The following is a 22,574-nucleotide window of genomic DNA, read 5'->3' as shown; positions in this document are numbered from 1 at the left end:
GGGAGACGATGCACAAACTTCTGTCCGATGTCGGCTTCAGGGACATCAAAATCCACGATGACGCCAACTATCCGGGCAAGGAAGCCATAAACCACGAGATCCTCTACGGTGTAGACAACCTGCCGGCCAGGGTGATGGGATACCCGACCCTGGACAGGCCGCTGAACCTCCCGGACAAGGAGACACTGGAGCGGCCTGGTCACGGATCTTAACGTGAAAATAATCCGGATTATTGCGATATATAATCCGAATTTTTCAAAACTATAATCCGGTTTAAGCAGGTTAATGTTCCGCGAAATACAGAGCGATTCACCAGGTGTCAATACTGAAGGCAGTGCCTCACACTTGGATATTCCTTGATCATTGGCGCACTGCAAACCACCCTTGAGGAGCAACCAATGGGGCTATCATTCTCCACCGGCGCCACCGGGTTTCTGGGGCGCAATCGCTGGGCGCGTTGCTCAGGGAAACCAGGGACGACTATCTGGTCCTGATCCGGTCCGAGAAGTTCAGGGAGATCATCGAGCGGCACGTTCCGGCCGAGTCCCTGGATAGGATCACCTATGTCATGGGCGGGCTGCGCAGGCCGAGGTTGGTCTTGCGCCCAGGGATGCGGATCTGCTCAGGCGACCGGAGAGACGTTCTCTTCCTGCCCACCCGAAACGTCCTGGCCCTGAAGGCCGTGAAATTCCGCGAAGCTTGCCCCAACTTTCCACAACTTCTGCGTGGTTGAACATTTCCAGTGCATCGCATAGCGTTGGGTAATAATGGCTGTTGCACGAAAGATGACAGCCAGAAAAATCGCGAAGGAGCCCCGCCATGCTGCATCTGCCCGTGGGCATCAACACCTTTTCCTCCATCCGCACCGGCGGATACGTCTATGTGGACAAGACCGAGCACGTCCATCGCCTGGTGCTCAAGCAAGGCCGCTACTTTCTTTCCCGTCCCCGTCGCTTCGGCAAAAGCCTGTTTTTGGACACGCTCCAGGAGTTGTTCAATGGCAACGAGAAGCTGTTCGAAGGGCTGTACATCCACGACAAATGGGACTGGAGCGCGGCCCATCCGGTGGTCAAGATCGACTTCGGCGAAGGAAGCCTGAGTAGCCGGAAGGAACTGGACGACAAGATCCGGGAGATTCTTTCCGTCAACCAGCAGCGCCTGGGAATTGTTTGCGAGTTCAAAAGCAACTCCGGATGCTTTTCCGAGCTGATCCGTCTGGCCCACGAGCAGACCGGCCGACGGACCGTGGTGCTTATCGACGAGTACGACAAGCCCATCCTGGACAACATCGAGAATCCGGACATCGCTCGGGACATGCGCGAGGGCCTGCGCGACCTGTATTCCGTGATGAAGGCCCGGGACGCCAACATACAGTGCATCTTCATGACCGGAGTCAGTAAGTTTTCCAAAGTCAGTCTGTTCAGCGGCCTGAACAACCTGGAAGACCTGACTATTGATTCCCAGTATGCCGCCATCTGCGGCTATACCCAGGAGGAGCTGGAGGTCAGCTTTGCCAAGCATTTGGATGGCGTGGACCTGGATCGATTCCGGCTCTGGTACAACGGGTACCGCTGGATGGGGGAGGCGGTGTACAATCCTTTTGACGTGCTGCTGTTTCTTCAGAAGGGCAAGGTTTATCGCAACTACTGGTTCGAAACCGGCAGCCCCAGCTTTCTGATCAGGCTGTTTCAGCAAAAGCGCTACTTCCTGCCGAACCTGGAAGGCATCGAGGTGGGCGAAGAGATTTTGAGTTCTTTCGACGTGGACCATATCACGCCGGAGACCCTGCTGTTTCAGGCCGGATATCTGACCATCGCCGAAACGCTGACCAGGCATGAAGAATTGCGTTTCGTGCTCAGGACGCCGAACATGGAGGTCCGCCTGGCGTTGAGCAATGCCTTGATTTCAGGATATACAGACATTTCCGCGGAGAAGTTCCAGATCAAGGACGAGATTCGCCAAGCCATGCACGAGGCCGATTATCCAGCCCTGCACGGCATCATCCACCGCCTTTTCGCCGCTGTTCCCTATCGCAATTTCACCAAGACCGACCTCCTGGACTGTGAGGGCTGGTACGCCTCGGTGCTCTACGCCTTTTTCGCTTCCCTCAACGCCCGGATCATCCCCGAGGACGTCACCAACAAGGGCCAGGCCGATCTGACCGTGATTCTGGAGAACCGCATCTTCGTCATGGAAATCAAATTGACCCAGGCTTCGGAAGTCCAAGGCAATCCCGCTCTGGAGCAGGTCCAGGCCAAGGGCTACAGCGAGAAATACCAAGGGCGACACGGAATGACCGTGCATGAGTTGGGCCTGGTCTTCAGTCGGCAGACGCGCAACCTGATTGCCCTGGATGGGCGGGAGGTCGAAGGGGCCGGGAAGGCGACTTGAGAAGGCCGGTACAGCATGGCCTGGATTTCCAGGCCAGACAGGCAACGGCGCGGGATAAACGCTTCGGGCCTGTTTTTTATTTGCGGATTCCAAGGCGGTTGAGCAATCAAATAAAATCAGCGTAAATGCGCATGACTTGTTCCGCCGAGTCCGCCAGGAGGGCCTTGCCGTTGCACATGGCGTCGTGAAGGGAGACCGGGCCGCAGCAGATGGAGATGACCGCGGTAATGCCCGTGTCGTACAGTTCGTCCGTGACCTTGCCGATGCTTCCGGCCAGGGCGACGCAAGGGACGCGGTGTTTTTTCGCCAGTCTGGCGATACCTGCGGGAGCCTTGCCGAAGGCCGTCTGATAGTCGATTTGCCCTTCCCCGGTGATGACCAGCTTGGCCTCTTGGATATGGGATTCCATGTCCAGCAGGTCCAGGACCACGTCGATGCCGGGACGAATTTTCGCGTCGAACAGTCCGTACATGGCTCCGCCGACCCCACCCGCTGCTCCGGCGCCGGAAACGGCCCTGACGTCCTTGCCCGCGTCCCGCTCGACGATGTCGGCCAAGTTGGCCATCCCTGCGTCCAGAGCCAGGGCCTGCTCGGGGGTGGCGCCTTTTTGCGGGCCGTAGACCAGGGCGGCCCCATTGGGGCCGAGCAGGGGGTTGTCCACATCGCAGATGATTTCAATCCGGACTCGCTCCAGACGCGGGTCGGTCTGGGAACGGTCAATGGTCCGCACCCGTGCAAGGGACGCGCCGACGGGGGGCAGTTCTTTGTGATTCTGGTCGAGAAATTTCACTCCCAGCGCGGAGGCGATGCCCATGCCCCCGTCCACGGTGGCGCTGCCGCCGATGCCCAGGTAGATGGTCTCGGCCCCGAGGTCCAAAGCCCGGCGGATCAATTCCCCGGTTCCGTAGGACGTCGTCTTGTCCGGATCGCGTTCCTTCTCGGCCACCATGGCCAGGCCCGAGGCTTTGGCCATTTCGATCAGGGCGGTACGTCCGCCGGGGGACCAAAAGAAGTCGGATCGGGCGCTTCGAAACAACGGGTCATGGACGTCCATGGTTTCCATGGCTCCGGGGAGTCGCTGGGAAAGGACGTCCAGAAGGCCGTCCCCTCCGTCGGCAATGGGCATTTTCGCGATGTGATACGGTTTGGGCACTCGCTTGATGCCCGTAATGATTGCGTCCGCGGCCTCGGTTCCGGACAGGCATCCCTTGAAGGAATTGGGAGCGACGACGATTTTCATGGAGACTCCTGGAGGGGGAAGGATATGTATGGGTTATTGTCGCGAACGGTGGAGGACGTTGTCAAAACAGAACCGGCAGAAACAGCGGCAGATAGACCACCAGCCAGAGCACGGCGAGCAGGCCGAGCATGTAGGGGATGATGGAGCGGGTGATGCGCTCGATGGACAACCCGGTGATGGATGAGGCCACGTAGAGGTTGATGGCCACCGGCGGGGTTATCATTCCAATGGCCAGGCCCATGACCATGATCAGGCCGAAATGTATCAGACTGACCTCCAGTTGGCGGATCAGGGGCAAGAAGACCGGCGTGAGAATGATCAGGGCGGAGGCGGTTTCCACGAAAATGCCGGTCAGTAGAATCACCAGCGTAACCAGGAACAATATTACGTAGAGATTGGTGGAGATACTCAGCACGGCTTCGGCGATCAGGGCCGGGATGCCATAGTTGGCCAGAACCCAGCTCATGATCGAGGACGTGGCGATGATGAACATGATCACGCCGGTGGTCATGATGGAGCGGCACATGATGGTGTAGATGTCCTTCAAGGACATGTCCCGGTAGATGATTAGCGAGGCGAACAGGGCATAGTTCACGGCAACCACAGCGGCTTCGGTCGGGGTGAAAAAGCCGGAAAATATTCCGCCGAGAATGATGATCGGGGTGATCAGCCCCCAGATGGCATGGAAAAAGGTGCGCAAAATATTGCGCACCGAGAATCGCGCTCCGCGTGGGTAGTCGCGGACGCAGGCCTGGCGCAACGCAATCACGATCAGCACGATGCCCATGACCAGGCCGGGCAGAAAGCCGTTCAGGAACAACCGGCTCACGGATTCCTGAGCCATGACCGCATAAAGGATCATGGGCACTGACGGTGGAATGACCACGCCGATGGTTCCGGCCGCGGCAATCAGGGAAGCGGAGCAGGCTTCGTTGTACCCCTTGCGCTTGAGTTCCGGGACCAGGGAGGAGCCGATGGCCGCGGTGGTGGCGGCACCGGAGCCGGAGATGGCCGCGAAGAACATCCCTGCCAGAACCGCGACAATGGACAGGCCGCCCTTCACGAAACCCAGCAGCGCATCGGCAAACTCCACCAGCCGGGCGGACACCTGGCCCTTGGCCATGATGTCGCCGGCCAGAATGAAAAACGGGATGGCGACCAGCGGAAAGCTGTCCGTGCCGGAGAACATGCGCTGGGCGATGAGCATCAGCGGGATGCCTTCCTGCATCAGGATGATCATCGAAGCCAGGGCAATGGCTATGGCCACCGGCACCCCGAGGAACATCAACGCCAGAAAGGATCCGAAGAGCAGCAGAGCCATGATCAGCCTTCCCGCCCGGGAGAGGACGCCGCGTGGGATTTCAGGGGCGGGGTGGAGCCGGCTATCGGAGATTCAGGTAAGACTTCATGGCGGATGGTCACGGATTCGAGGACCGGCTTGTACTGCGGGAAGACTTCCAGAAGCAGGGCGTGGGCGGCGTGGAGAATCATGACCGCGAAGGCGAAAGGCATTACGGCGTAGACATAGGGCATGGGCAGGCGCAGCGAGGCGGTGACCTGAAAGGACTGCATCTGCATGTAACGCGCGGCATACCACATGGCCACGCCGAAAAAGAAGAGCGATGCGATAATCGCGCTGATGCGGATGATCCGGCGCAGCGAAAGTGAAAAGGAATCCACCAGGAATGTGACGCTGATATGCGCACCTTGGCGGTAGGCCATGGTCGCGCCGAGGAAGGTGGTCCAGACCAGGAGGTGGCGCGAAACTTCCTCGGACCAAGGCAGGGCCTGAAAGTAGAGCCGGAAAACGATCTGCAGGGTGATGATCGCCAGCATGGCCAGCAGGGAGCAGAACGCCAGGAATCGGATCACGGCGTCGACCAGGCCGGATAGCCGGCCGACGCCGTGAATCACGTATCCAAGAAGACGGGGATTACTCGATTTCATCCAGAATGCGCTGCAGATAGGCTCCGAATTTTGCGCCGTATTTGTCATGCACCGGTTTGACCTTCTCCCTGAATGCCGCAACGTCCGGTTCCATGATGATGTTCATACCGGCATCGCGCAGATCCTGGAGCTGGCCGGCTTCCATTTCCGCGTTCACCTGTCGCCCGTGCTCGGCAGCGGCCTGGGCCGCTTCCAGGAAGATTTCCTGGTACTCGGGGCCGAGAGCCCGCCATCTGCTCAGGCCCATCACAAAAATGGCCGGAGCGTAAGTATGCCGAGTCATGGAGAGATGGGACTGCTGCTCGTGGAGCTTGAAGGAGTGGATCACGTTGACCGGGTTTTCCTGGCCGTCGATGGTCCTCTGACGCATGGCGGTGAGGGCCTCGGTCCAGGCCATGGGCACGGCATTGGCCCCCAAGGTGGTGAAGGTGTCGATGTAGACCGGATTCTCCATGACCCTGATCTTCAAACCGGCAATGTCCTCGGGGTTGTTCACCGGGCGCACGGAGTTGGTCAGGTTGCGGAACCCCCTCTCGGCATAGGCCAGGCCTTTCAGGTTGACCCGCTCCAGCTTGTCCAGCAGCTCCCGGCCGATGGGGCCGTCCAGGACCTTGTAGGCCGCCTCGGAGCTCGGGAAAAGAAACGGCAGCTCGAAGACGGCGATCTCTTCAACAAAGTTGGCCACCGGACCGTTGGTGATCACGCCCATGTCCACGATGCCCATCTGCATTCCTTCAAGCAGGGTCCGTTCGTCTCCAAGCTGGGCGTTGGGGAAAAGGGCCACCGTGACGTTGCCGCCGGTGCGCTCCTCGACGATCTCCTTGAACTTCAAGGCCGAGATGTGGAACCCGTCCTGCTCGTTGACCACATGAGCCAGACGAATATTCATCTTCTGGGCGGCCTGGGCCGTGGTAACCACACCCGACCACAAACTGCCCCCGAGCAACACGGCACAGAATACGACAGCAAATACCATTCTCTTCATTTCACGCCTCCAGGTAGGTTGTTTTGGAAAAGCTGATTACATGGATGTTCGAGTGTTTTCATGCATCGCGCAGTCAAATCGAAATCGCAATCGAAATCGCAATCGAAATCGGATGCTCAACCCGATTTACAACGGTAAAGTCTCGGCTGAATGAAACTGACCATAGGGCAACGGCATTTCACGTTGTTCTTGAGCCATGATCATTGATTACGATTCCGATTGCGATTTCGATTGCGATTACGATTGTGATGGACACCGAGAGTTTGGCGCGCGATTATGACCGCTACTCAAATCGTTTGGCTGAGATAATATACACCTCGTCCTTGGGCAGTTCGGGAAAATCGTTGGTGGCTTTGACGACTTTCCAGTTGATCTTTTTGACCACATCCGAACCTTCAACCACCTGGCCAAAGACAGCATAACCGAAATCCTCGTCGGATTCGTCCTGATGATCCAGGTCCGCGCCATTGTCCGCGGCATTGATGAAGAATTCATCCGTGGCCGAATCCTTTTCCGGTCCACGGGCCATGGCGACGCTGTCCTTGCTGTTGGTAAGCCCATTGCGGGCCTCGTTGGGGATGGGCGGATGGGTAGGTTTCTTGTTCAGACCACGATCGTAGCCTCCGCCCTGAATAACGAATCCCCGGACAACCCGGTGAAAAATGGTCCCATCGTAATGCCCCTGATCCACATATCGCAGAAAGTTGGTCACGGTTTGAGGGGCCTTGTCCGGAAACAGCTCGATGAGCAGGCCTCCCAAATTGGTTTCCAAAAGAACGAAAGGATGTTCCATGAGCGGCTCCCAGCGGATATGTTTATTGCGTTTGAAATGTATACACCTTGCAAATCCTGGTGTTCGGGTTCATAATGGAGATAAACGGAAAAGACAAAGGGGAGAATGCCGGAGCGGTTCGTGTTTACTGGAGATGGGATGAGTTTGGAAAAAGGACAAAAGCCCAAACAGGTATCCTGGTCTTAAGGGTACATAAAACACGGAAGGAGGATATCATGGAAATCAAGAAGATTCTGTGCGCGGTGGATTTTTCGGGTGTAAGCGACAAGGTGGCGGAATACGCAAAGTCTTTGGCCGGCCCGCTGGATGCGGAGATCATTTGCATTCACGTGGTGCCTTCCGGGACGATTTACGCTGATTTCGGCATTCCCATGAATTCCATGGAATCGTTCTGCACGACGATGATTGCGGAAGGCGAGAAAACCCTGGCTGCCTTCAATGAAAAGCATTTTTCGGATACACAGTACCGGGCCAAGGTGACATGCGGGGATTTTTCCGAGCAGATTCTGGCAAGCGCCAAGGAAGAGCAGGCGGACATGATCGTCATGGGAACCCATGGCCGCAAAGGAATGGATAAGTTATTGTTCGGTTCCGTGGCCGAAAAAGTTCTGCGCCAGGCTCCTTGTCCGGTGGTGGCGATCCGTCCATGATCAGAGCTTGTCTGGATGTAACTACTCAGCACATCTCGCAACAAGACCTGGATTGTTCCGGCTTGTCTTGTTTTTTGGCATCGCCTGTCTGACTGAGCCAGGATTCGTTCATCCGGCACCTATCCCTCGAGCGATTATACATTCACATATTCCTTGTTCGGCGAAGCGGGATAGGTGCCGGATGTTACGAAGCCGGAAGGAGTTTTGGGGCCGAAAAGTTGAGACAAGCCGGAATGTAGCTGAATAGTTACGCTGGATAAGATTGCGCCGGAGCATGTCCTCATGCTCCGGCGCTTTGCATCTGTCGACTGATTCAAGTTGTTAAACGGTTCCCGCCAAGTTGCAAGTGCTGCATGTTGTGGGTGGGCCATCACGGTCTGCCCACGGGGATCAGGTAAAGTGGGGATTCCCCGGAATGCAGAGTTAGCAGCTCTGTTATTCTGGTATCATCAAAAGCGCCGATGACAACCGTTCCCAAGTCCAGGGCTACCGCCTGCAAGGACAGATTTTGCGCTGCATGACCGGCTTCCATGGCAACATACCGTTCTGCTCTTCCACCATAACGGGACTCGGTTCGCTCCTGCACTGCCGTGATGACAATGGTGGCGGGGGCGCTGTCAATTGGAGACTGACTCATGGCGGCCCGGAAAAGTGCCGATCGGTGATCTCCTTGTTTCATGATCCGCAATTCGTGTCCTTGGGGATGATAGCGGTACAACCCTGGGGCAAGTTCCTTGGCATCGGCGACAACCACGAGGACTTCCAAAGGATAGGTTGCCCCCGCCGAAGGCGCCGTGCGGAAACCTCGATTGTGATCGCTGATTCCTTGCGTCGCCCAGAGCAGTTGACCGATTTCCTGAAGGGTCAACGGTTGATTGCTGAACCGGCGAACTGACCGGCGCTTGTTCAGCGCCTGCTCAAGGGATGTCTCTCCGGCAAGAATAGGTGGGGGTAACGCGAGATTGGAGTTCGTCATATCAAATCCTCCATCGTGAGCTGCATCACAGGATATCGTCAAAACCACAAAACTGAAGAGCAATGTTATCAGTGTCCGTCGCATCCTGATTCTCCCCATGATCGCAGAAAGATATTGCTGAAATAGATGGGTTTACGCCAAATTTTTTTAATTTCTTGAAAATTCGGGCACGGACTGCGCATTACCTTGAAGCTGCATTCCCGCCTTCGCGGGAAGGCTTCAATGCGAACGCTTTTTCAAGCACGTCATGTCCGCGAAGGCGGGCATCCGGACCATGCTTGCCACAGTTGATTGAGCAGTTGCCAATTTTTCTAGTGGTGCGATATCATGAAATGTTCTGGGTTTCGGCCTTCGTCGAATGTCGAATCGGAGCAAGCCGTGTTTTCACTTAATCATACTGGCGAAGACCGGCCTGTCGCTGTCCAGATTTTTTTTTGGGCACTGTTGAGTCGTTACAAAGTGAAATTTCATCAGGCCAATTCCACTCCGGCTTTGCCTGATCCTCCGCCTCCCGGATGCCACTCCAGTTCCACTTCCAGACTCATTTTTTCTTTCTCGCCTTTCACTTCCCGTTCCAGCTTCGTTTCCAGAATAAGATTTTGCGGAATTTCCGCTCGCTGCTCCTGATCTCCCTGGCGTAACGTCACGACCCCGGACTCCACTTTGTCGGCCAGCAAACGCAAGAATGATGCGACGTCGGAACGGCTTTTCGGTTCCTCGCTCTTGAACAGAACTTCTTCCATGACAAAATCCCTCCCAGCTAAAGGTCCAGACAAGAACAAATACTTCTCACCGCGGTTCGTAAAGTAAATATTTAGCACGTAGTTCCATGAATTTTTCACGACGTGGCGCAATTGCTTGATCTATGGTGCGGGCATCGGCGCCCTGGGCCAACATTTTGCGAATTTGATCCGTTCCAAGAGCCTTGTCGAAAAGACTCTGTTCTATGGCGGGATTGTCGAAAAGCCGACGTTCGGGATACAGCGACTGCAAGATTTCCATAAGGATAATCTGTGCACTCATGGGACGCAGGGCAAGAGGGTCGGTAATCATCAGGTGCGCACCATGGACCATTTGTCCGGCATGACCGCCGTATCCGGGTTGATAGGAAATGGGACGGGCGCGGAGCCCGGGAATGTTGCGGTCATTGATTGCCTTGACCAGAACATGTCGGTCCATCCACGGCGCGGCCAGGCACTCGAAGGGCAACGTGTAGCCGATGCCGGTGTTCAATCCGCCGCGCATTTCGCCGATCACGCCGGTCAGGCTGTAGTAGACGGCCGTCGTGGCCTGGGGAATGTGCGTGGAAGTGGGTATCCATGGCAGGCCGGTGTCCTGAAAGCGCATGCTCCGATGATAGTTGGCCATGGGAACGATGGACAGCTTGCATGGTTTGGCCAAAAATTCCGAGTTCAGCATCCAGGCCAATTCGCCCGGGGTCATGCCATAGAGGGAGGCGATATCGTACTGGCCGATGCCGCTGAAAAAACGGCTTGTATCCAGAACCGGGCCGTCGACAAAGTCCGCGCCGATGGGATTGGGCCGATCAAGAACGATGAAAGGAATGTCCAACTCGGCGCAGGCGACCATCATGTCGGCCATGGCATAGATATAGGTGTAGGAACTGGCGCCGATGTCCTGGATGTCGTAAAGTACCGCATCCAGTCCGGAGAGCATCTCCGGCGTAGGTTTTCGTCGATATATGCTGTACACGCGCACTCCTGTCAGGGGCTCCACATCGTCATGGACGGTCTCGCCGGCATACAGATCCCCGCGAATGCCATGCTCCGGGGCAAACAGGGCACCCAGGCGCACTTCGGGATGCTCATGAAGCAGATCTATGGTGGAGCGAAGTTTGGTGTCCACCCCTGTAGGATTGGTGAGAAGACCGACAGTGCGGCCCTTGAGCAACAGGTCAAAGAAGGAGATCATCTTTTTTTGCCCATCCTGGCCAGCAACAGAAATCAACCACTCCTTGTCCAGAAGTACTTCCACGCCAGGAATGACATGCGGTTTGGTCGCGCGTTGAAAAGGAGCGTGGGCTACAGGTGCAAGGGTGGTCGGAGCCGACAGCGTCGGTTGATCAGGCGACCCGAAAAAGCGGGTGCCGCAACCGGCCAGATGACTCATGACGAGCAGGAGAAGCAGACCCAAAAGAAGGTAGGTTGTACGATAATTTGGCATAGGTTTGGTTCAAGGGAATGGGGTTGAATTGCATACGGCGGATTGCAGACATCCTGATGAGTACCATGGGGTTGGGGCAAGGTTAATGGCTCGGGTTGCGGAAGACAAGGCACCACATTCAAACTCTGATGAAACTTCGTAAGGGGAGATTTGTCGGATCATGTCGAATTGCAGTCATATTCATCAAGACGGAAACAGTGACTTGAGGTTTGCGTGCAACTCAGGTAGATTTTACAATCTCCATTTGATTTGCGAAATTGTGCCAATCACGCCAGATTTCGACTCTTCAGCCTCGACATGTTGTCGGGGCCTTTTTTTGTTTGAAGAAAGCTCAAGCAGGACCTCTTTCCGTCTCTGTCGAAATGTCGCGAAGACTCTGATCACGTAAACCTAAGCCCACAAGATGTATCATCATGCAACTTCGACTCGCTCCAAAAAACACCCAATCACTTTTACCTACGGACATCCTCTTTCAAACCGGGTACTGGGCTCAGGTCAAGTCCCGATTGGGGTGCAAGCCCATGGCCTTTGACATCCTCACACCGGGTTCGAAAGGGGATATGCTGGTCTTGATTCAGCCTTTTGGAGAACAGGGGTTGGCTGCCTATGTTCCCCAGGGACCGGAATGTGGTCCGTCTCCGGAAGACCGCGGCCCGTATCTGGAAGATCTGTCCGAAGCCCTGATGCGCCATTTGGATCCCGCTGTCGCCTTCATCCGGTATGATCTGCCGTGGGAGTCGCCGTATGCTCCTGAAATGCGGGAAAAACAGTGGAGCGCTTTCCCTGAGCCGCGCATCCGCGAGATGCGGATGAACATCGGTACCAGAACCTGGAATCTGCGTAAGGCAGAAATGGACATGACCGTAGCCAGTTCGCTGGTCGTCAATATCGAGGGGGGCGAGGAGCGCATACTTTCAGCAATGAAGCCCAAGACGCGCTACAATATCGGGTTGGCCGGACGCAGGGGAGTTCGTGTTTCTGTTGCTTCCATGAAAGAATTGCCGGCATTTTATGATCTCTATTGCCAGACAGCACTTCGCAACGGCTTTCCGACGTGCGACTACCGGCATTTTCTGGCGCTTTTTCAGGCCCATGCCCAAAATCCGAAGAATTCAGAACTGGTCTTTCTGCTGGCGGAACACGATACGGACATTCTTGCGGGAGCCATTGTCGCCGTTTCCGGGAAGAACGCGATCTTTTTGCACGGTGCGTCATCCACGGAAAACAGGAAGCTGATGGGGTCCCATGCCCTGCACTGGGCGGCAATTCAACATGTTCGCGATCTGGGTTGTACCCGGTATGACATGGGAGCTGTTTCTCCCGGCCTCTCCTCTGACCACCCATTTTACGGCCTTTATCGCTTCAAAACCGGTTTTGGCGGAAAAATTGAGCTGCGCAGCGGTTCCTGGGATTTTCCCCTGAATGCGGAAGTCTACAACGCCTTCCGCAACGCCGACATCCTCTCTCGCGGCACCACCCAGTTCTGATTCGTCCCTCCAAAATCAGTAACTGCTCAATAACTCCGGGCCACTGACCCACACAAAAACACCTGGACCCCAGCCTGCGCCGGGGTGACGACCGAGAGAACTCGTTATCGAGGCACTCCATTTCGTCATACCGGCGCAGGTCGGCGCGTTCCGCTATCCAGGCAGCACGGATCCGCGGTGGTTGGTGCCCTGCCTTATTGAGCAGTTACCAAAATCATTCGTAACTACTCAGCTTTTCAGAACATTAGCGGGCTGGAAACCCGCCTTCGCGGGTATGATTGACTCGGCTACGGGTGAAACAACGTCATTCCCGCGAAGGCGGGAATCCAGGTCATGCTTGCCACAAACTTTGAAAGCTGCCCTTATTCCGCTCTGTCTAAGTGTCTCCAATCATTCAATCTGGAAATCGCAATCGCAATCGAATCGCGATCGATTTCCCCCACCTCACCCAGAACAGCCTTGCGGGAATCCAATCCTTGAACGAGGCCATGCACAGAATGTGCTGAGTTCTTCCGTCCAGCATCTCTATCTTCATGACCACTTGGACTCGTGACATCAACATTATCCATGGTTACCATCTCACTGAACCTGGGAGGACACGATGACCAAACCTGGATACCTGCAACTCCATGCAACAGGCGAATTGCGCATCAGGGCAGCAAAAGCACTTGAGGCCTTGGAATCCTGCACCGTTTGTCCACGGTTGTGCCGAGTGGATCGGCTGAACAACGAGAACGGATTCTGTGAAACCGGACGCCTGGCCAAGGTGGCCAGCTACAGTCCTCACTTTGGAGAGGAAGAACCTCTGGTCGGGCAGGGCGGCTCGGGGACAATCTTTTTCGCCCAGTGCAATTTGGCCTGTGTCTTTTGCCAAAACTACGACATCAGCCATCAGGGTGCGGGGGCTCAGGAAGTCGACGCGGAGCAGCTGGCCGCGATCATGCTGGACTTGCAGGGCCAGGGGGTTCACAACATCAATTTCGTGACCCCTTCCCATGTGGTGCCCCAGATTCTGGAGGCACTGCTTTCAGCCGTGGAACAGGGACTGCATCTGCCTCTGGTCTACAACACCAGTGCCTACGACAGCCTGGAGACCCTGCAATGGCTTGACGGCGTCGTTGACATCTACATGCCGGATGCAAAATTTTTCTCATCGGATGCGAGCGGTGATTATTGCCGGACCGAAGATTATCCGGAACATGCCAGGGCTGCCCTGAAGGAGATGCACCGTCAGGTGGGCGACCTGGAACTGGACGAGCAGGGCATTGCCGTCCGGGGATTGCTGGTGCGTCACCTGGTCATGCCCGGTGAACTGGCCGGAACTCGGCAGTGGATGGAATTTCTGGCACGGGATATCTCTCCGAATACCTATGTGAACCTCATGGATCAGTACCGGCCCTGCGGCTTCGTCGATCAGTTTCCGGAACTGCAACGTTCCATCAGTCCTCAAGAATTTGCCGCTGCCCAGGAGGCGGCGAAGAAAGCGGGGATACATCGCCTGGATCAGCGCCACCAGCGATTTGCCGCAAGGCTTTTGGAAGCGCTTCTCCGCCAACAGTAAAAAAGGCCGGTGCGTAGATGCACCGGCCTTTTGTCTGGTATCTTGATATCAAGAAATCGAACAGTTCAGCAAATCATCCTTGTGGTCATAAACCCGCACTGGATTCCGGCTTTCGCCGGAATGACATGTTGGAGCAACCCGTTTCCACGTCAGTCATACCGGCTTAGGCCGGCATCCAGGTCTTTTTCTCAGACCTTGCTGAACAGTTTACAACGAATCAATCTTCCAATGTAGAAATGTCGCCGACATCCTGGCCAAGTTCCTCGGCCTTCAGCACCCGGCGCATGATCTTGCCGCTGCGGGTCTTGGGCAACGTGTCCCGGAACTCTATTGTCTTGACGATGGCCACAGGGCCCAGTTCGTTGCGGATGTGGACCTTGAGTTCCTTGACCATGTCATCGGATGCCTCAAAGCCTTCCCTGAGGGTCACGAACGCCTTGGCCACCTCGCCCTTGATCTTGTCCGGAATGCCGATGGCAGCCGCTTCGGCCACTGCCTTGTGGGCGACCAACGCACTTTCAAGTTCGGCGGAACCCAAACGGTGCCCGGCGATGTTCATCACGTCGTCGGAGCGACCCTGGATCCAAATGTAGCCGTCCTCGTCCTTGCGAGCCATGTCCCCGGCCAGGTAGACGCCGGGAATCTTCTCCCAGTAGGTCTTTTTGTACCGTTCAGGATCCTTGAACAGGGTTCGGACCATGGAAGGCCAGGGCTTGCGGATGATCAGCAGGCCGCCTTTGCCCGGCGGAACGGGATTGCCTTTTTCATCCACTACGTCGGCCTCAATGGCCGGCAACGGCTTGGTGCAGGAACCGGGCTTGAGAACGCTTACAGGAAGCGGGCTGACCATGATCGAGCCTGTTTCAGTCTGCCACCACGTATCCACCAGCGGGCATTCGGAGCGGCCGATATTCTTGTACATCCAGACCCATGCTTCGGGATTGATGGGCTCGCCCACTGATCCAAGGATGCGTAGCGAGGAAAGATCGTGTTTTTTGGGATACTGGGTTCCGAACCGCATCAGCATTCGGACAAGTGTGGGCGCGGTATAGAGGATCGTAATCCCGTATTTGGCGATCAAGTCCCAGACCCGGTCAGCCTGCGGGTAGAGAGGGTGCCCTTCAAAAATCACCGTCGTGGTTCCGGCGATCAGGGGGCCGTAAACCACATAACTGTGGCCGGTGATCCACCCGGCGTCTGCCGTGCACCAGAAGATGTCAGTGGGTTTGATGTCGAACACCCAGTTCAGGCTCCGATTGATGCCCACCTGATAACCGCCGTGGGTATGGACGATGCCCTTGGGCTTACCCGTGGTCCCGGAACTGTAAAGTAAAAAGAGCATGTCTTCGGAGTCCATGGATTCCGTGTGCGACTCGGAACTTTCAGCCCGAACCAGCTCTTCGTACCACAAATCCCGCGCCTCCTGCATTTCCACCTGTACATTGGCCCGGTGAACGACGACCACGGTTTCAACGCTGTCGCAATCAGGTCCCATCAAGGATTCATCGACAAGGGATTTCAGGTGTACGGCACGCCCGTTGCGATAAAAGCCGTCCGCCGTGACGATGACCTTGGGTTGCGCGTCCGAGATCCTGTCCCGCATGGCCTTGGCGGAAAATCCGGCGAAGACCATGGTGTGAATGGCGCCGACCTTGGCCGTCGCCAGCATGGCGATCACGGTTTCCGGCAAGGGAGGCATGTACAGCATGACCCGGTCGCCTTTTTGAACGCCGAGAGACCGCAAGGCATTGGCGAATTTGTTGACGGCCCTGTACAGTTCAAAATAGGTCATTTTCCGGGAGTCGCCCGCCTCACCTTCCCAGATGATGGCCAGCTTGTTCTTGTTTCCCGTCTTGATGTGCCGATCCAAAGCGTTATGCACGATGTTGCACTTGGCGCCGGTAAACCATTTGTAGAACGGCGCATCGCTCTCATCGAGGACTTTATCCCATTTTTTGAACCATTCCAGTTCTTTGGCTGCTTCTTCCCAATAGCCGAGGGGATCTTCCGCGGCCTGTCTGCGAGCATTCTCCAGGGTCTGGGGGTTGGCGTTGGCTTCGATGACCATCTGCGGCAACGGCCGAAAGACTCTATCTTCATGAAGCAATGTTTCCAGGGCGCCGTCTTGTGACATGATGTCTCCTCCTTGGCGGTGAGCGAAAAACGTCTGGGTTTTGTTTTCAGGAAGCACACTGACAATAGTACCGACCGCTGCTCACGGTCTGGGCACGATGTTGAACGCTATCCCGCCAGGGGATGCATTGAATCTCGGCGAAAGGGAGGGGGGGAAGGGTAAACGGCAACAGCCGGTGCGACGTTACAGTCCGAGAATTTGTTTCAGATCAGCGATCCGCCTGCGGCTGACCGGCAGTTCGATGCGTTTTTTGCCGGTGGTTCGGAGCATAAAATTGCTGCCTGGGAGGGAGGCGATTTCCGTGACCAGTTCGAGATTGACCAGGAACTTGCGATGGACCCGGAAAAAGCGATGCATCCGCAAGCGGTCCTCAAGATATTTCAGGCGGAAGGACGTGAGGTATTTATCCTGGTTGGTATGGACGAAACTGTAGTCCTCGTAGGCTTCCACAAAGACAATATGGCTGTATGGAATCAGAATCACCCGCCCTTCCAGGCTGATGGGCAGCTTTTCAATTTCAACCGGTCGGCTTTGGTTGTAGTCCCAGGCATTGCGTAACGCCTTGAGAAAGTTGTCCTCTTCCTCCTCGCCCAGGGCAAGCTGAACCGTCTCTTCGTCTCCTTCGGTCGTCCTCATGCTGCTTGGAAGGCCACCGGGTTCGGCAATATGGGTTTCGGGGGGGAATTGGCGCAGTCTTTTCAGGGTGCGTTTCATCCGCTCCAGGGAGCAGGGCCAGAGCAGGTAGTCCGTAGCCCCCAGTTCAAAGGCTTTAAAGGCATGTGTTTCGTCCGCGGCCAGAAAAATCATGGCCGGGCGATGCTTGCGTTGGCCGAGAATCTGAGCAAGTTCAAAGCCATTGACGCCTTCCGGCAAGTCCACGCCCAAAAATAAGGCATGGTATCCGACGCCGTCGAGCAGTTCGATGGCCTCATGAGCGGAGACAGCCTCGCCCAGTACCTGGATCCCGTCAATTTCACGCAACAGGTTACGCAGTTCATGACGCAACTGAGGATCCGGATGGATTAGCAAAACGCGTAAGTTCATATTTCACCACAGTGTTGGGATGAGGTACGTGATTGATGAATCCTTAGCGTATAAACAGGACAACTCGCAAGAACGAAAATCAAGGAAATCGTAGTTCGCATCGAATATCGGAACTGATCCAGGTTGCCTTGATTTGTGGTCTCGCATGTATTTGCCGTCTTCGTAACATCCGGCACCTATCCCGCTACGCCGAACAAGGAATATATAAATGTATAATCGCTCGAGGGATAGGTGCCGGATGAATGAATCCTGCCTCAGTCAGTCAGGCGAGGCTGACAATTCGAGACAATCCGGAACATTCCGTGGCTGATCATGAAAGTGCTGAGTGGTTACAAAAAAGTTGGTATTCGGGCAAAGGTTCGATGTCACGAAGCCGGCGCGGGGAGCGAGGCGTAAAACAAGAGGCCCCGAACCTCAACTGAGCTGTTGCGGCAAAACAGCCGCTTGATCAAGAAGTCGTGATTGGATCGGGGCCAGTCCATGTTCTGTTGGCGACGGATTCCAGTTGACGCAGCATGGAAAGATCCGCCGGATGATTGACGTTGAAAAAAGGAGTGGCCTCGGATCGAGGGTAGGGCAAGTGGTGGCGAAGGTGTTCCGGCAGGATGCGGTTGAGTTGAAACAGGCCGTCGACAAAAGCCTGCTCCAGCAGGGGCAGGGCTTGGGGTTCGTAAATGGCGACCAGTGCTTCGATGTACCCGGTATCCTCCTGCTGGAACGTGGTCATCAGCGCGGTGTCCGGTTTATCCCGCCAGCCATTGATCAGCCGGCGCAAGACATGATCATTCATGAGCGGAAGGTCGCAGGAAAGCACCATGCACGGTTGTTGCAGCAGTCGCAACATGGTCGCGATTCCGCCCGCGGGGCCATAACCCGCCACGCTGTCCGGGAAACTCGGTACATTCAGTCCGTGTTCTGCGAATGTTCTGCCCGCGATGTGGACGGCGGAGCAATGTCGCTTCAGGAGGTCCACTGTCCTGGAGAGCAGGTTTGATCCCGAAAAAACGATCTGGGCCTTGTCATGCCCCAGTCGGGTGCTTTTGCCCCCGGCCAGAACAATTCCGGCCGGCTTGCCAGGCTGGCTCATGAATTCACCTTACCGGGCACGCCGGACGTGCCGATGCATTTTATAGGATTGAGAGTTCATCCCGGGTAGATCAGAAACCAAAGGCCGAAACAGTGGGCCGGACATACCCCTTGGCCTGGGCCAGGACGTCCATGGGCAGGGATTCAAGGTCGTCCAGTACGGGTACGGCAATGCGATCCAGTGTTCGAAAATCCATTGTTTTCATGTACATTTTGCATTGGTCGCAGAGATCGACGCGGAATCCGGGTTCCTCGGTCGCTTCGAGGTAATGGAGTTTGTTGGGATCTTGTTCACCACAATAGATGCAGCCCAACCGGGCAACCCGATAACGGGTTTGGCAGAAGCAACAGTGCATCATGCGCATGCCTTCCCGGGTTTCCAGGGTGGAAATATAGGGCAGGCTGCCGCAGACAGGGCAATGTCCATGATTCCAGACGCCGGTCAGAGGACGAGTGTCTTGAATTTGCAGGGCAACAAGCTCCATGAATGGCGCAAGCGTGGTTTGGGTGAGGAAGAGAAGTAATTTTGGTGACTTTGGCGTCTTTTCGGCCCAAATGTTGAAGAAGTCCTGCTCTTCATCGAGGTAGGCCTGAAAAATGCGAGCGATTTCCAGTTCTTCGGAATCCAGAGCCTCCTTGACCCGGATGGCTCCCTCTCCGAGATCGGAGCCCACGGCCTGAACGTCTTCAAGAATGGATCGCATCAATGCGCTGGCGGATTCCAACGGAAAGGGAAAGGCTGCCCGTGGCAAGAGGCTTGCGCCTTGATTATGTCGATCATGGGAGGCCAGTTCGGGCAAGGGCGAGGCAGAGTTTTCGGCGAGCGTGCCATCTGTCAGCACCTGGAACTGCCTGGCTGAAACCTTTTCCAAAAGGTCAAGCAAAGCACTTGGATAGCTTCCTTTCTTACGTAAGGCAGCCATTTTCCGAGTGAAGTGTTGCTGGTCTTTCTCAAGGTTGCGCATATCTTCATACTCCTGGAGATATTGAATCCGTGATGGCGTTCGCCGCCAAAGGAGCAAGGACAAGTCAATGCCCCGGCTATATCATGATCTGTGCTCCGCGATCCATAATTGAACATTCCCGGACAATCAATCCGCCGGAGGAGAATATCGGTTGTCGTTGGTGAATTGCTGAGGTACATACTGTCGCAGATCGAAAAGCCTGAGACACGACGGACCGAGAACGAGCAGTTTCAAAAATATACTTTTGTTGAAAAAAAGGTGTTGACTTTTTCGGCAAGTGAAGGCAAATGTTCCCTTTGCCGAAAGCATAGCAGGCGCGTAGCTCAGGGGGAGAGCACTTGCTTGACACGCAAGGGGTCAGGAGTTCAAATCTCCTCGTGCCTACCACAAAGCATCCGAGCAGGGAGGCCCAGGCCTCCCTGCTTTGTTTGAAAGCCATACGATCATGTCTGATTTTCATCGCGTGCGGAAAAAATTATTGTTTTGGGACGCATGTTTTCAGGCAAGGAGCAGAGAGTGCAGATTGAGTTTGGGGAGCAAAGGGTGGAGGTCGAGGAGGGGGAAAGCTGCGGCCGGATCCTGTCCCGGACGTTAAGCAACAAGCGGTTGAAGTCCGCCGTTGGATGTCGTTGCGACTCAGGCGTCCTTGACGTTCATTCGCCTATTCGTTCCGATTCGGGGACCCGGTTTGATGTCGTGGACATGAACAGCCCCGAAGGCCTGTCCATTATTCGGCACAGTGCCGCGCATATCATGGCCGAAGCTGTTCAACGGCTCTTTCCTTCCGCAAAAGTGACCATCGGGCCGGATATTGAAAACGGCTTCTACTACGACTTCGATTTTGAACGTTCGTTCACTCCGCAGGACCTGGAAGCCATTGAAGCTGAAATGGCCAAAATCATCGCCCAGGACCAACCGTTTACCCGCCGCACAATCTCCAAGCAGGACGCCCGGAATCTCTTTGAGAGCATGGGAGAGGTCTACAAGTTGGAAATCCTTGACGCTCTGGAGGATGGAACCGTCTGCCTCTACGAGCACGGCGGATTCACCGATCTGTGTCGCGGTCCTCATGTGCCCTCCACCGGTTTTGTGAAGGCCGTGAAGCTGACATCCGTGGCCGGTGCCTACTGGCGGGGCGACGAAACCAAGCCGATGCTTCAGCGCATCTACGGGACGGCATTTGCCTCGGACAAGGATCTGAAGAAATACCTGCACCGGTTGGAAGAGGCCAAGAAACGCGACCATCGCAAGCTGGGCGTTCAGCTGGACCTTTTCAGCTTCTCGGACGAAGCCGGGCCGGGCATGCCGTTGTTTCACCCCAAGGGCGCCATGCTGCGCTTTCTCCTGGAGCACTTCGAGCGCAGGGAGCATCTGCGCCGCGGCTACCAGCTGGTCCAGGGGCCGCAAATGCTGCGCCGCGAATTATGGGAACGTTCCGGACACTACGACAATTATCGTGAGAACATGTATTTCACGGAAATTGACGAGCAGGCTTACGGCATCAAGCCCATGAACTGCCTTTCGCACATGCTCATCTACAAATCACAGATCCGCAGTTACCGCGATCTCCCAGTGCGCTTTTTCGAACTGGGGACAGTGCAGCGCCACGAAAAATCCGGCGTTCTCCATGGTTTGTTGCGTGTCCGCCAGTTTACCCAGGATGATGCCCATATTCTCTGCCGTCCCGACCAGCTCCAGGATGAAATCATCGCCATTTTGCAATTTGTCCGGGATGTGATGCATCTTTTCGGCTTCGAGTACGAGGTTGTTTTGAGCACCCGTCCCGAAAAATCCATCGGACTGGACGAAGACTGGGAACGGGCCACGACTGCCTTGACCAATGCCCTGCAGGCCCTGGGTCAGGAGTTTACCATCAATCCCGGCGACGGCGCATTTTATGGGCCGAAGATTGACATCAAGCTGAAGGATGCCCTAGATCGCCGCTGGCAGTGTTCCACCATCCAGTGCGACTTTACCTTGCCGGAACGGTTCGACCTTTTCTACACTGGGCAGGACGGCAACCGGCATCGTCCGGTGATGCTGCACCGTGTCATCCTTGGCGCCCTGGAAAGATTTCTCGGAATCCTCGTTGAGCATTACGCAGGCGCGTTCCCGGTCTGGCTCGCGCCGGTTCAGGCGCGAATTCTCACGGTCACCGACGCCCAGAACGAATGGGCGAAGACATCTTGCCGGCAATTATCTGCTGCTGGATACCGTGTGGAGACGGATCTGCGCAATGAAAAGCTCGGGTACAAAGTTCGAGAAGCTCAATTGCAGAAAATTCCCTTCATGTTCGTGATCGGCGAACGCGAAGCCCAGTCTGAGGCCCTGAATGTCCGGACCCGCACTGGAGAAAATTTGGGTGAAAAATCCTTGGACGACGTGATCGGCATGCTCCGACACGAATGTGTCGAACCTTTCAAACGCGGAGGAATGCCTTATTACCTCGGTTAAACGTACCCGCTGCAACAAGCAGATCAGGGCTCAAGAAGTGCGAGTCATTGGCGAAGACGGCAAGCAGGTGGGAATTTTGCCTCTGGCCGAGGCTCTTCAGTATGCGGAAAGTCAAGGCGTGGACTTGGTGGAAGTTTCTCCCGATGCGTCGCCACCTGTCTGCAGGGTCATGGATTTCGGCAAGTACAAGTACGAGTTGCAGAAAAAGCAGCAGGAAGGCCGAAAGAAGCAAACCTTGATTCAGCTCAAGGAAATCAAGTTCCGCCCCAAGACTGACGATCACGACTTCGAAACCAAGCTCAAGCACATTCGACGTTTCCTCGAAGCCGGCGATAAATGCAAAGTCACTGTGGCCTTCCGGGGTCGTGAGATGATGCACCGGGACAGAGGGGAAAGGGTTCTGAAACGTGTGCTGGAGATTTTGGGGGATGAAGTGAAGATCGATCAGCATCCATCCATGGAGGGACGCACCATGAACATGGTTTTGTCGTCCGTGGAAAAAAAGAAGCAGCCGTAGGCTTCGCGTCCGGCATTTCTTGAAGCATTATCTTTTCAGCGCTGACCGCTCTGCGCTCTGAATGTGTTCGCCGTTTTTTTCCGTGTCCGCGACGGGAATTGATGCGCAACAGAGATAAGTTTGGCAACTGCTCAGTAACTTCGGGCAACAGCCCCTGAAT

The 22,574-nt window shown here is 55.6% G+C and carries 20 protein-coding genes and 1 tRNA gene; 9 read left to right on the top strand and 12 right to left on the bottom strand.

Translation table 11 applies throughout. The features are described 5' to 3' along the window. Window positions 1-8: 8 nt before the first annotated feature. From ACYQ15_RS08805 to ACYQ15_RS08795, 3 genes are all read left to right on the top strand, one after another. Window positions 9-212, top strand: a complete 204-nt coding sequence (locus ACYQ15_RS08805) for a hypothetical protein (RefSeq protein ID WP_459937148.1) — start codon at window positions 9-11, stop codon at window positions 210-212. 245 nt (window positions 213-457) lie between these two features. Beyond that, window positions 458-733 (top strand): hypothetical protein, encoded by a 276-nt coding sequence (locus ACYQ15_RS08800; RefSeq protein ID WP_459937147.1) that lies wholly within the window; start codon window positions 458-460, stop codon window positions 731-733. 86 nt (window positions 734-819) lie between these two features. Continuing rightward, on the top strand, window positions 820-2,391 hold the full coding sequence (locus ACYQ15_RS08795; RefSeq protein ID WP_459937146.1) for an ATP-binding protein: 1,572 nt from the start codon (window positions 820-822) through the stop codon (window positions 2,389-2,391). A gap of 106 nt (window positions 2,392-2,497) precedes the next feature. On the opposite strand, the gene ACYQ15_RS08790 is transcribed toward ACYQ15_RS08795, so the two are convergent. From ACYQ15_RS08790 to ACYQ15_RS08770, 5 genes are all read right to left on the bottom strand, one after another. Continuing rightward, window positions 2,498-3,631, bottom strand: coding sequence for a glycerate kinase family protein (locus ACYQ15_RS08790; protein ID WP_459937145.1), 1,134 nt, complete (start codon window positions 3,629-3,631; stop codon window positions 2,498-2,500). Between the two features lie 61 nt (window positions 3,632-3,692). Continuing rightward, window positions 3,693-4,952, bottom strand: a complete 1,260-nt coding sequence (locus tag ACYQ15_RS08785) for a TRAP transporter large permease (protein ID WP_459937144.1) — start codon at window positions 4,950-4,952, stop codon at window positions 3,693-3,695. Window positions 4,953-4,954: 2 nt separating this feature from the next. Further along, window positions 4,955-5,578: a TRAP transporter small permease gene (locus ACYQ15_RS08780; RefSeq protein WP_459937143.1), complete on the bottom strand. Its 624-nt coding sequence runs from the start codon at window positions 5,576-5,578 to the stop codon at window positions 4,955-4,957. After that, window positions 5,565-6,563, bottom strand: coding sequence for a TRAP transporter substrate-binding protein (locus ACYQ15_RS08775; protein WP_459937142.1), 999 nt, complete (start codon window positions 6,561-6,563; stop codon window positions 5,565-5,567). The genes ACYQ15_RS08780 and ACYQ15_RS08775 overlap by 14 nt, the downstream gene beginning before the upstream one ends. 283 nt (window positions 6,564-6,846) lie before the next feature. Beyond that, on the bottom strand, window positions 6,847-7,356 hold the full coding sequence (locus ACYQ15_RS08770; protein ID WP_459937141.1) for a peptidylprolyl isomerase: 510 nt from the start codon (window positions 7,354-7,356) through the stop codon (window positions 6,847-6,849). A 215-nt stretch (window positions 7,357-7,571) separates the two neighbouring features. Between ACYQ15_RS08770 and ACYQ15_RS08765 the strand changes: the two genes are divergently transcribed. Beyond that, window positions 7,572-8,006: a universal stress protein gene (locus ACYQ15_RS08765; protein WP_459937140.1), complete on the top strand. Its 435-nt coding sequence runs from the start codon at window positions 7,572-7,574 to the stop codon at window positions 8,004-8,006. A 370-nt stretch (window positions 8,007-8,376) separates the two neighbouring features. On the opposite strand, the gene ACYQ15_RS08760 is transcribed toward ACYQ15_RS08765, so the two are convergent. The 3 genes from ACYQ15_RS08760 to ACYQ15_RS08750 form a co-directional block, all read right to left on the bottom strand. Next, window positions 8,377-8,982 carry a SagB/ThcOx family dehydrogenase gene (locus tag ACYQ15_RS08760; RefSeq protein ID WP_459937139.1) on the bottom strand — a complete coding sequence of 202 codons (606 nt, stop codon included), beginning with the start codon at window positions 8,980-8,982 and terminating at the stop codon, window positions 8,377-8,379. 470 nt (window positions 8,983-9,452) lie between these two features. Next, the gene (locus ACYQ15_RS08755; RefSeq protein ID WP_459937138.1) at window positions 9,453-9,725 is read right to left on the bottom strand and encodes an amphi-Trp domain-containing protein; all 273 of its coding nucleotides are present in this window, start codon (window positions 9,723-9,725) and stop codon (window positions 9,453-9,455) included. A gap of 46 nt (window positions 9,726-9,771) precedes the next feature. Next, complete coding sequence (locus ACYQ15_RS08750; protein WP_459937137.1) at window positions 9,772-11,166, bottom strand: DUF1343 domain-containing protein; 1,395 nt, start codon at window positions 11,164-11,166, stop codon at window positions 9,772-9,774. 413 nt (window positions 11,167-11,579) lie between these two features. Between ACYQ15_RS08750 and ACYQ15_RS08745 the strand changes: the two genes are divergently transcribed. Then, the gene (locus tag ACYQ15_RS08745) at window positions 11,580-12,653 is read left to right on the top strand and encodes a lipid II:glycine glycyltransferase FemX (RefSeq protein ID WP_459937136.1); all 1,074 of its coding nucleotides are present in this window, start codon (window positions 11,580-11,582) and stop codon (window positions 12,651-12,653) included. Window positions 12,654-13,254: 601 nt separating this feature from the next. Beyond that, a complete protein-coding gene (locus tag ACYQ15_RS08740) occupies window positions 13,255-14,214 on the top strand; it encodes a radical SAM protein (RefSeq protein WP_459937135.1) in 960 nt (319 codons plus the stop codon). A gap of 217 nt (window positions 14,215-14,431) precedes the next feature. Here ACYQ15_RS08740 and acs read toward each other — a convergent pair whose 3' ends face one another. The 4 genes from acs to ACYQ15_RS08720 all read right to left on the bottom strand — a co-directional run bounded on the left by acs (window position 14,432) and on the right by ACYQ15_RS08720 (window position 19,443). After that, window positions 14,432-16,348, bottom strand: a complete 1,917-nt coding sequence (acs, locus tag ACYQ15_RS08735) for an acetate--CoA ligase (protein WP_459937134.1) — start codon at window positions 16,346-16,348, stop codon at window positions 14,432-14,434. 183 nt (window positions 16,349-16,531) lie between these two features. After that, complete coding sequence (locus ACYQ15_RS08730; RefSeq protein ID WP_459937133.1) at window positions 16,532-17,392, bottom strand: LytR/AlgR family response regulator transcription factor; 861 nt, start codon at window positions 17,390-17,392, stop codon at window positions 16,532-16,534. A 448-nt stretch (window positions 17,393-17,840) separates the two neighbouring features. Next, entirely contained in the window at window positions 17,841-18,479 is a 639-nt protein-coding gene (mobA, locus tag ACYQ15_RS08725) for a molybdenum cofactor guanylyltransferase (RefSeq protein ID WP_459937132.1), read from the bottom strand. 70 nt (window positions 18,480-18,549) lie between these two features. After that, entirely contained in the window at window positions 18,550-19,443 is an 894-nt protein-coding gene (locus ACYQ15_RS08720) for a formate dehydrogenase accessory protein FdhE (protein WP_459937131.1), read from the bottom strand. Window positions 19,444-19,755: 312 nt separating this feature from the next. On the opposite strand from ACYQ15_RS08720, the gene ACYQ15_RS08715 reads away from it, so the two are divergent. The 3 genes from ACYQ15_RS08715 to infC all read left to right on the top strand — a co-directional run bounded on the left by ACYQ15_RS08715 (window position 19,756) and on the right by infC (window position 22,414). Then, a tRNA-Val gene (locus ACYQ15_RS08715) sits at window positions 19,756-19,830 on the top strand. 129 nt (window positions 19,831-19,959) lie between these two features. Then, window positions 19,960-21,897: a threonine--tRNA ligase gene (gene thrS / locus ACYQ15_RS08710; protein ID WP_459937130.1), complete on the top strand. Its 1,938-nt coding sequence runs from the start codon at window positions 19,960-19,962 to the stop codon at window positions 21,895-21,897. Beyond that, window positions 21,884-22,414: a translation initiation factor IF-3 gene (gene infC, locus ACYQ15_RS08705; protein ID WP_459939559.1), complete on the top strand. Its 531-nt coding sequence runs from the start codon at window positions 21,884-21,886 to the stop codon at window positions 22,412-22,414. Before thrS ends, infC begins: the two co-directional genes overlap by 14 nt. Window positions 22,415-22,574 lie beyond the last annotated feature (160 nt).

The sequence above is a fragment of the Desulfonatronum parangueonense genome (genome assembly GCF_054656975.1).
The sequence above is the reverse complement of the archived record's forward strand: the minus strand, read 5'-3'. Positions and strand labels throughout refer to the sequence as shown.

Excerpts from the sequence above, each read along its gene's own strand:
- ACYQ15_RS08805 (WP_459937148.1), top strand. The coding sequence starts at position 9 with ATGCACAAACTTCTGTCCGATGTCGGCTTCAGGGACATCAAAATCCAC.
- ACYQ15_RS08730 (WP_459937133.1), bottom strand. The coding sequence starts at position 17,392 with ATGAACTTACGCGTTTTGCTAATCCATCCGGATCCTCAGTTGCGTCAT.
- ACYQ15_RS08745 (WP_459937136.1), top strand. The coding sequence starts at position 11,580 with ATGCAACTTCGACTCGCTCCAAAAAACACCCAATCACTTTTACCTACG.
- ACYQ15_RS08770 (WP_459937141.1), bottom strand. The coding sequence starts at position 7,356 with ATGGAACATCCTTTCGTTCTTTTGGAAACCAATTTGGGAGGCCTGCTC.
- ACYQ15_RS08790 (WP_459937145.1), bottom strand. The coding sequence starts at position 3,631 with ATGAAAATCGTCGTCGCTCCCAATTCCTTCAAGGGATGCCTGTCCGGA.
- ACYQ15_RS08760 (WP_459937139.1), bottom strand. The coding sequence starts at position 8,982 with ATGACGAACTCCAATCTCGCGTTACCCCCACCTATTCTTGCCGGAGAG.
- ACYQ15_RS08775 (WP_459937142.1), bottom strand. The coding sequence starts at position 6,563 with ATGAAGAGAATGGTATTTGCTGTCGTATTCTGTGCCGTGTTGCTCGGG.
- acs (WP_459937134.1), bottom strand. The coding sequence starts at position 16,348 with ATGTCACAAGACGGCGCCCTGGAAACATTGCTTCATGAAGATAGAGTC.
- mobA (WP_459937132.1), bottom strand. The coding sequence starts at position 18,479 with ATGAGCCAGCCTGGCAAGCCGGCCGGAATTGTTCTGGCCGGGGGCAAA.
- ACYQ15_RS08755 (WP_459937138.1), bottom strand. The coding sequence starts at position 9,725 with ATGGAAGAAGTTCTGTTCAAGAGCGAGGAACCGAAAAGCCGTTCCGAC.
- ACYQ15_RS08795 (WP_459937146.1), top strand. The coding sequence starts at position 820 with ATGCTGCATCTGCCCGTGGGCATCAACACCTTTTCCTCCATCCGCACC.
- ACYQ15_RS08720 (WP_459937131.1), bottom strand. The coding sequence starts at position 19,443 with ATGCGCAACCTTGAGAAAGACCAGCAACACTTCACTCGGAAAATGGCT.
- ACYQ15_RS08740 (WP_459937135.1), top strand. The coding sequence starts at position 13,255 with ATGACCAAACCTGGATACCTGCAACTCCATGCAACAGGCGAATTGCGC.
- ACYQ15_RS08785 (WP_459937144.1), bottom strand. The coding sequence starts at position 4,952 with ATGGCTCTGCTGCTCTTCGGATCCTTTCTGGCGTTGATGTTCCTCGGG.
- ACYQ15_RS08765 (WP_459937140.1), top strand. The coding sequence starts at position 7,572 with ATGGAAATCAAGAAGATTCTGTGCGCGGTGGATTTTTCGGGTGTAAGC.
- ACYQ15_RS08780 (WP_459937143.1), bottom strand. The coding sequence starts at position 5,578 with ATGAAATCGAGTAATCCCCGTCTTCTTGGATACGTGATTCACGGCGTC.
- ACYQ15_RS08750 (WP_459937137.1), bottom strand. The coding sequence starts at position 11,166 with ATGCCAAATTATCGTACAACCTACCTTCTTTTGGGTCTGCTTCTCCTG.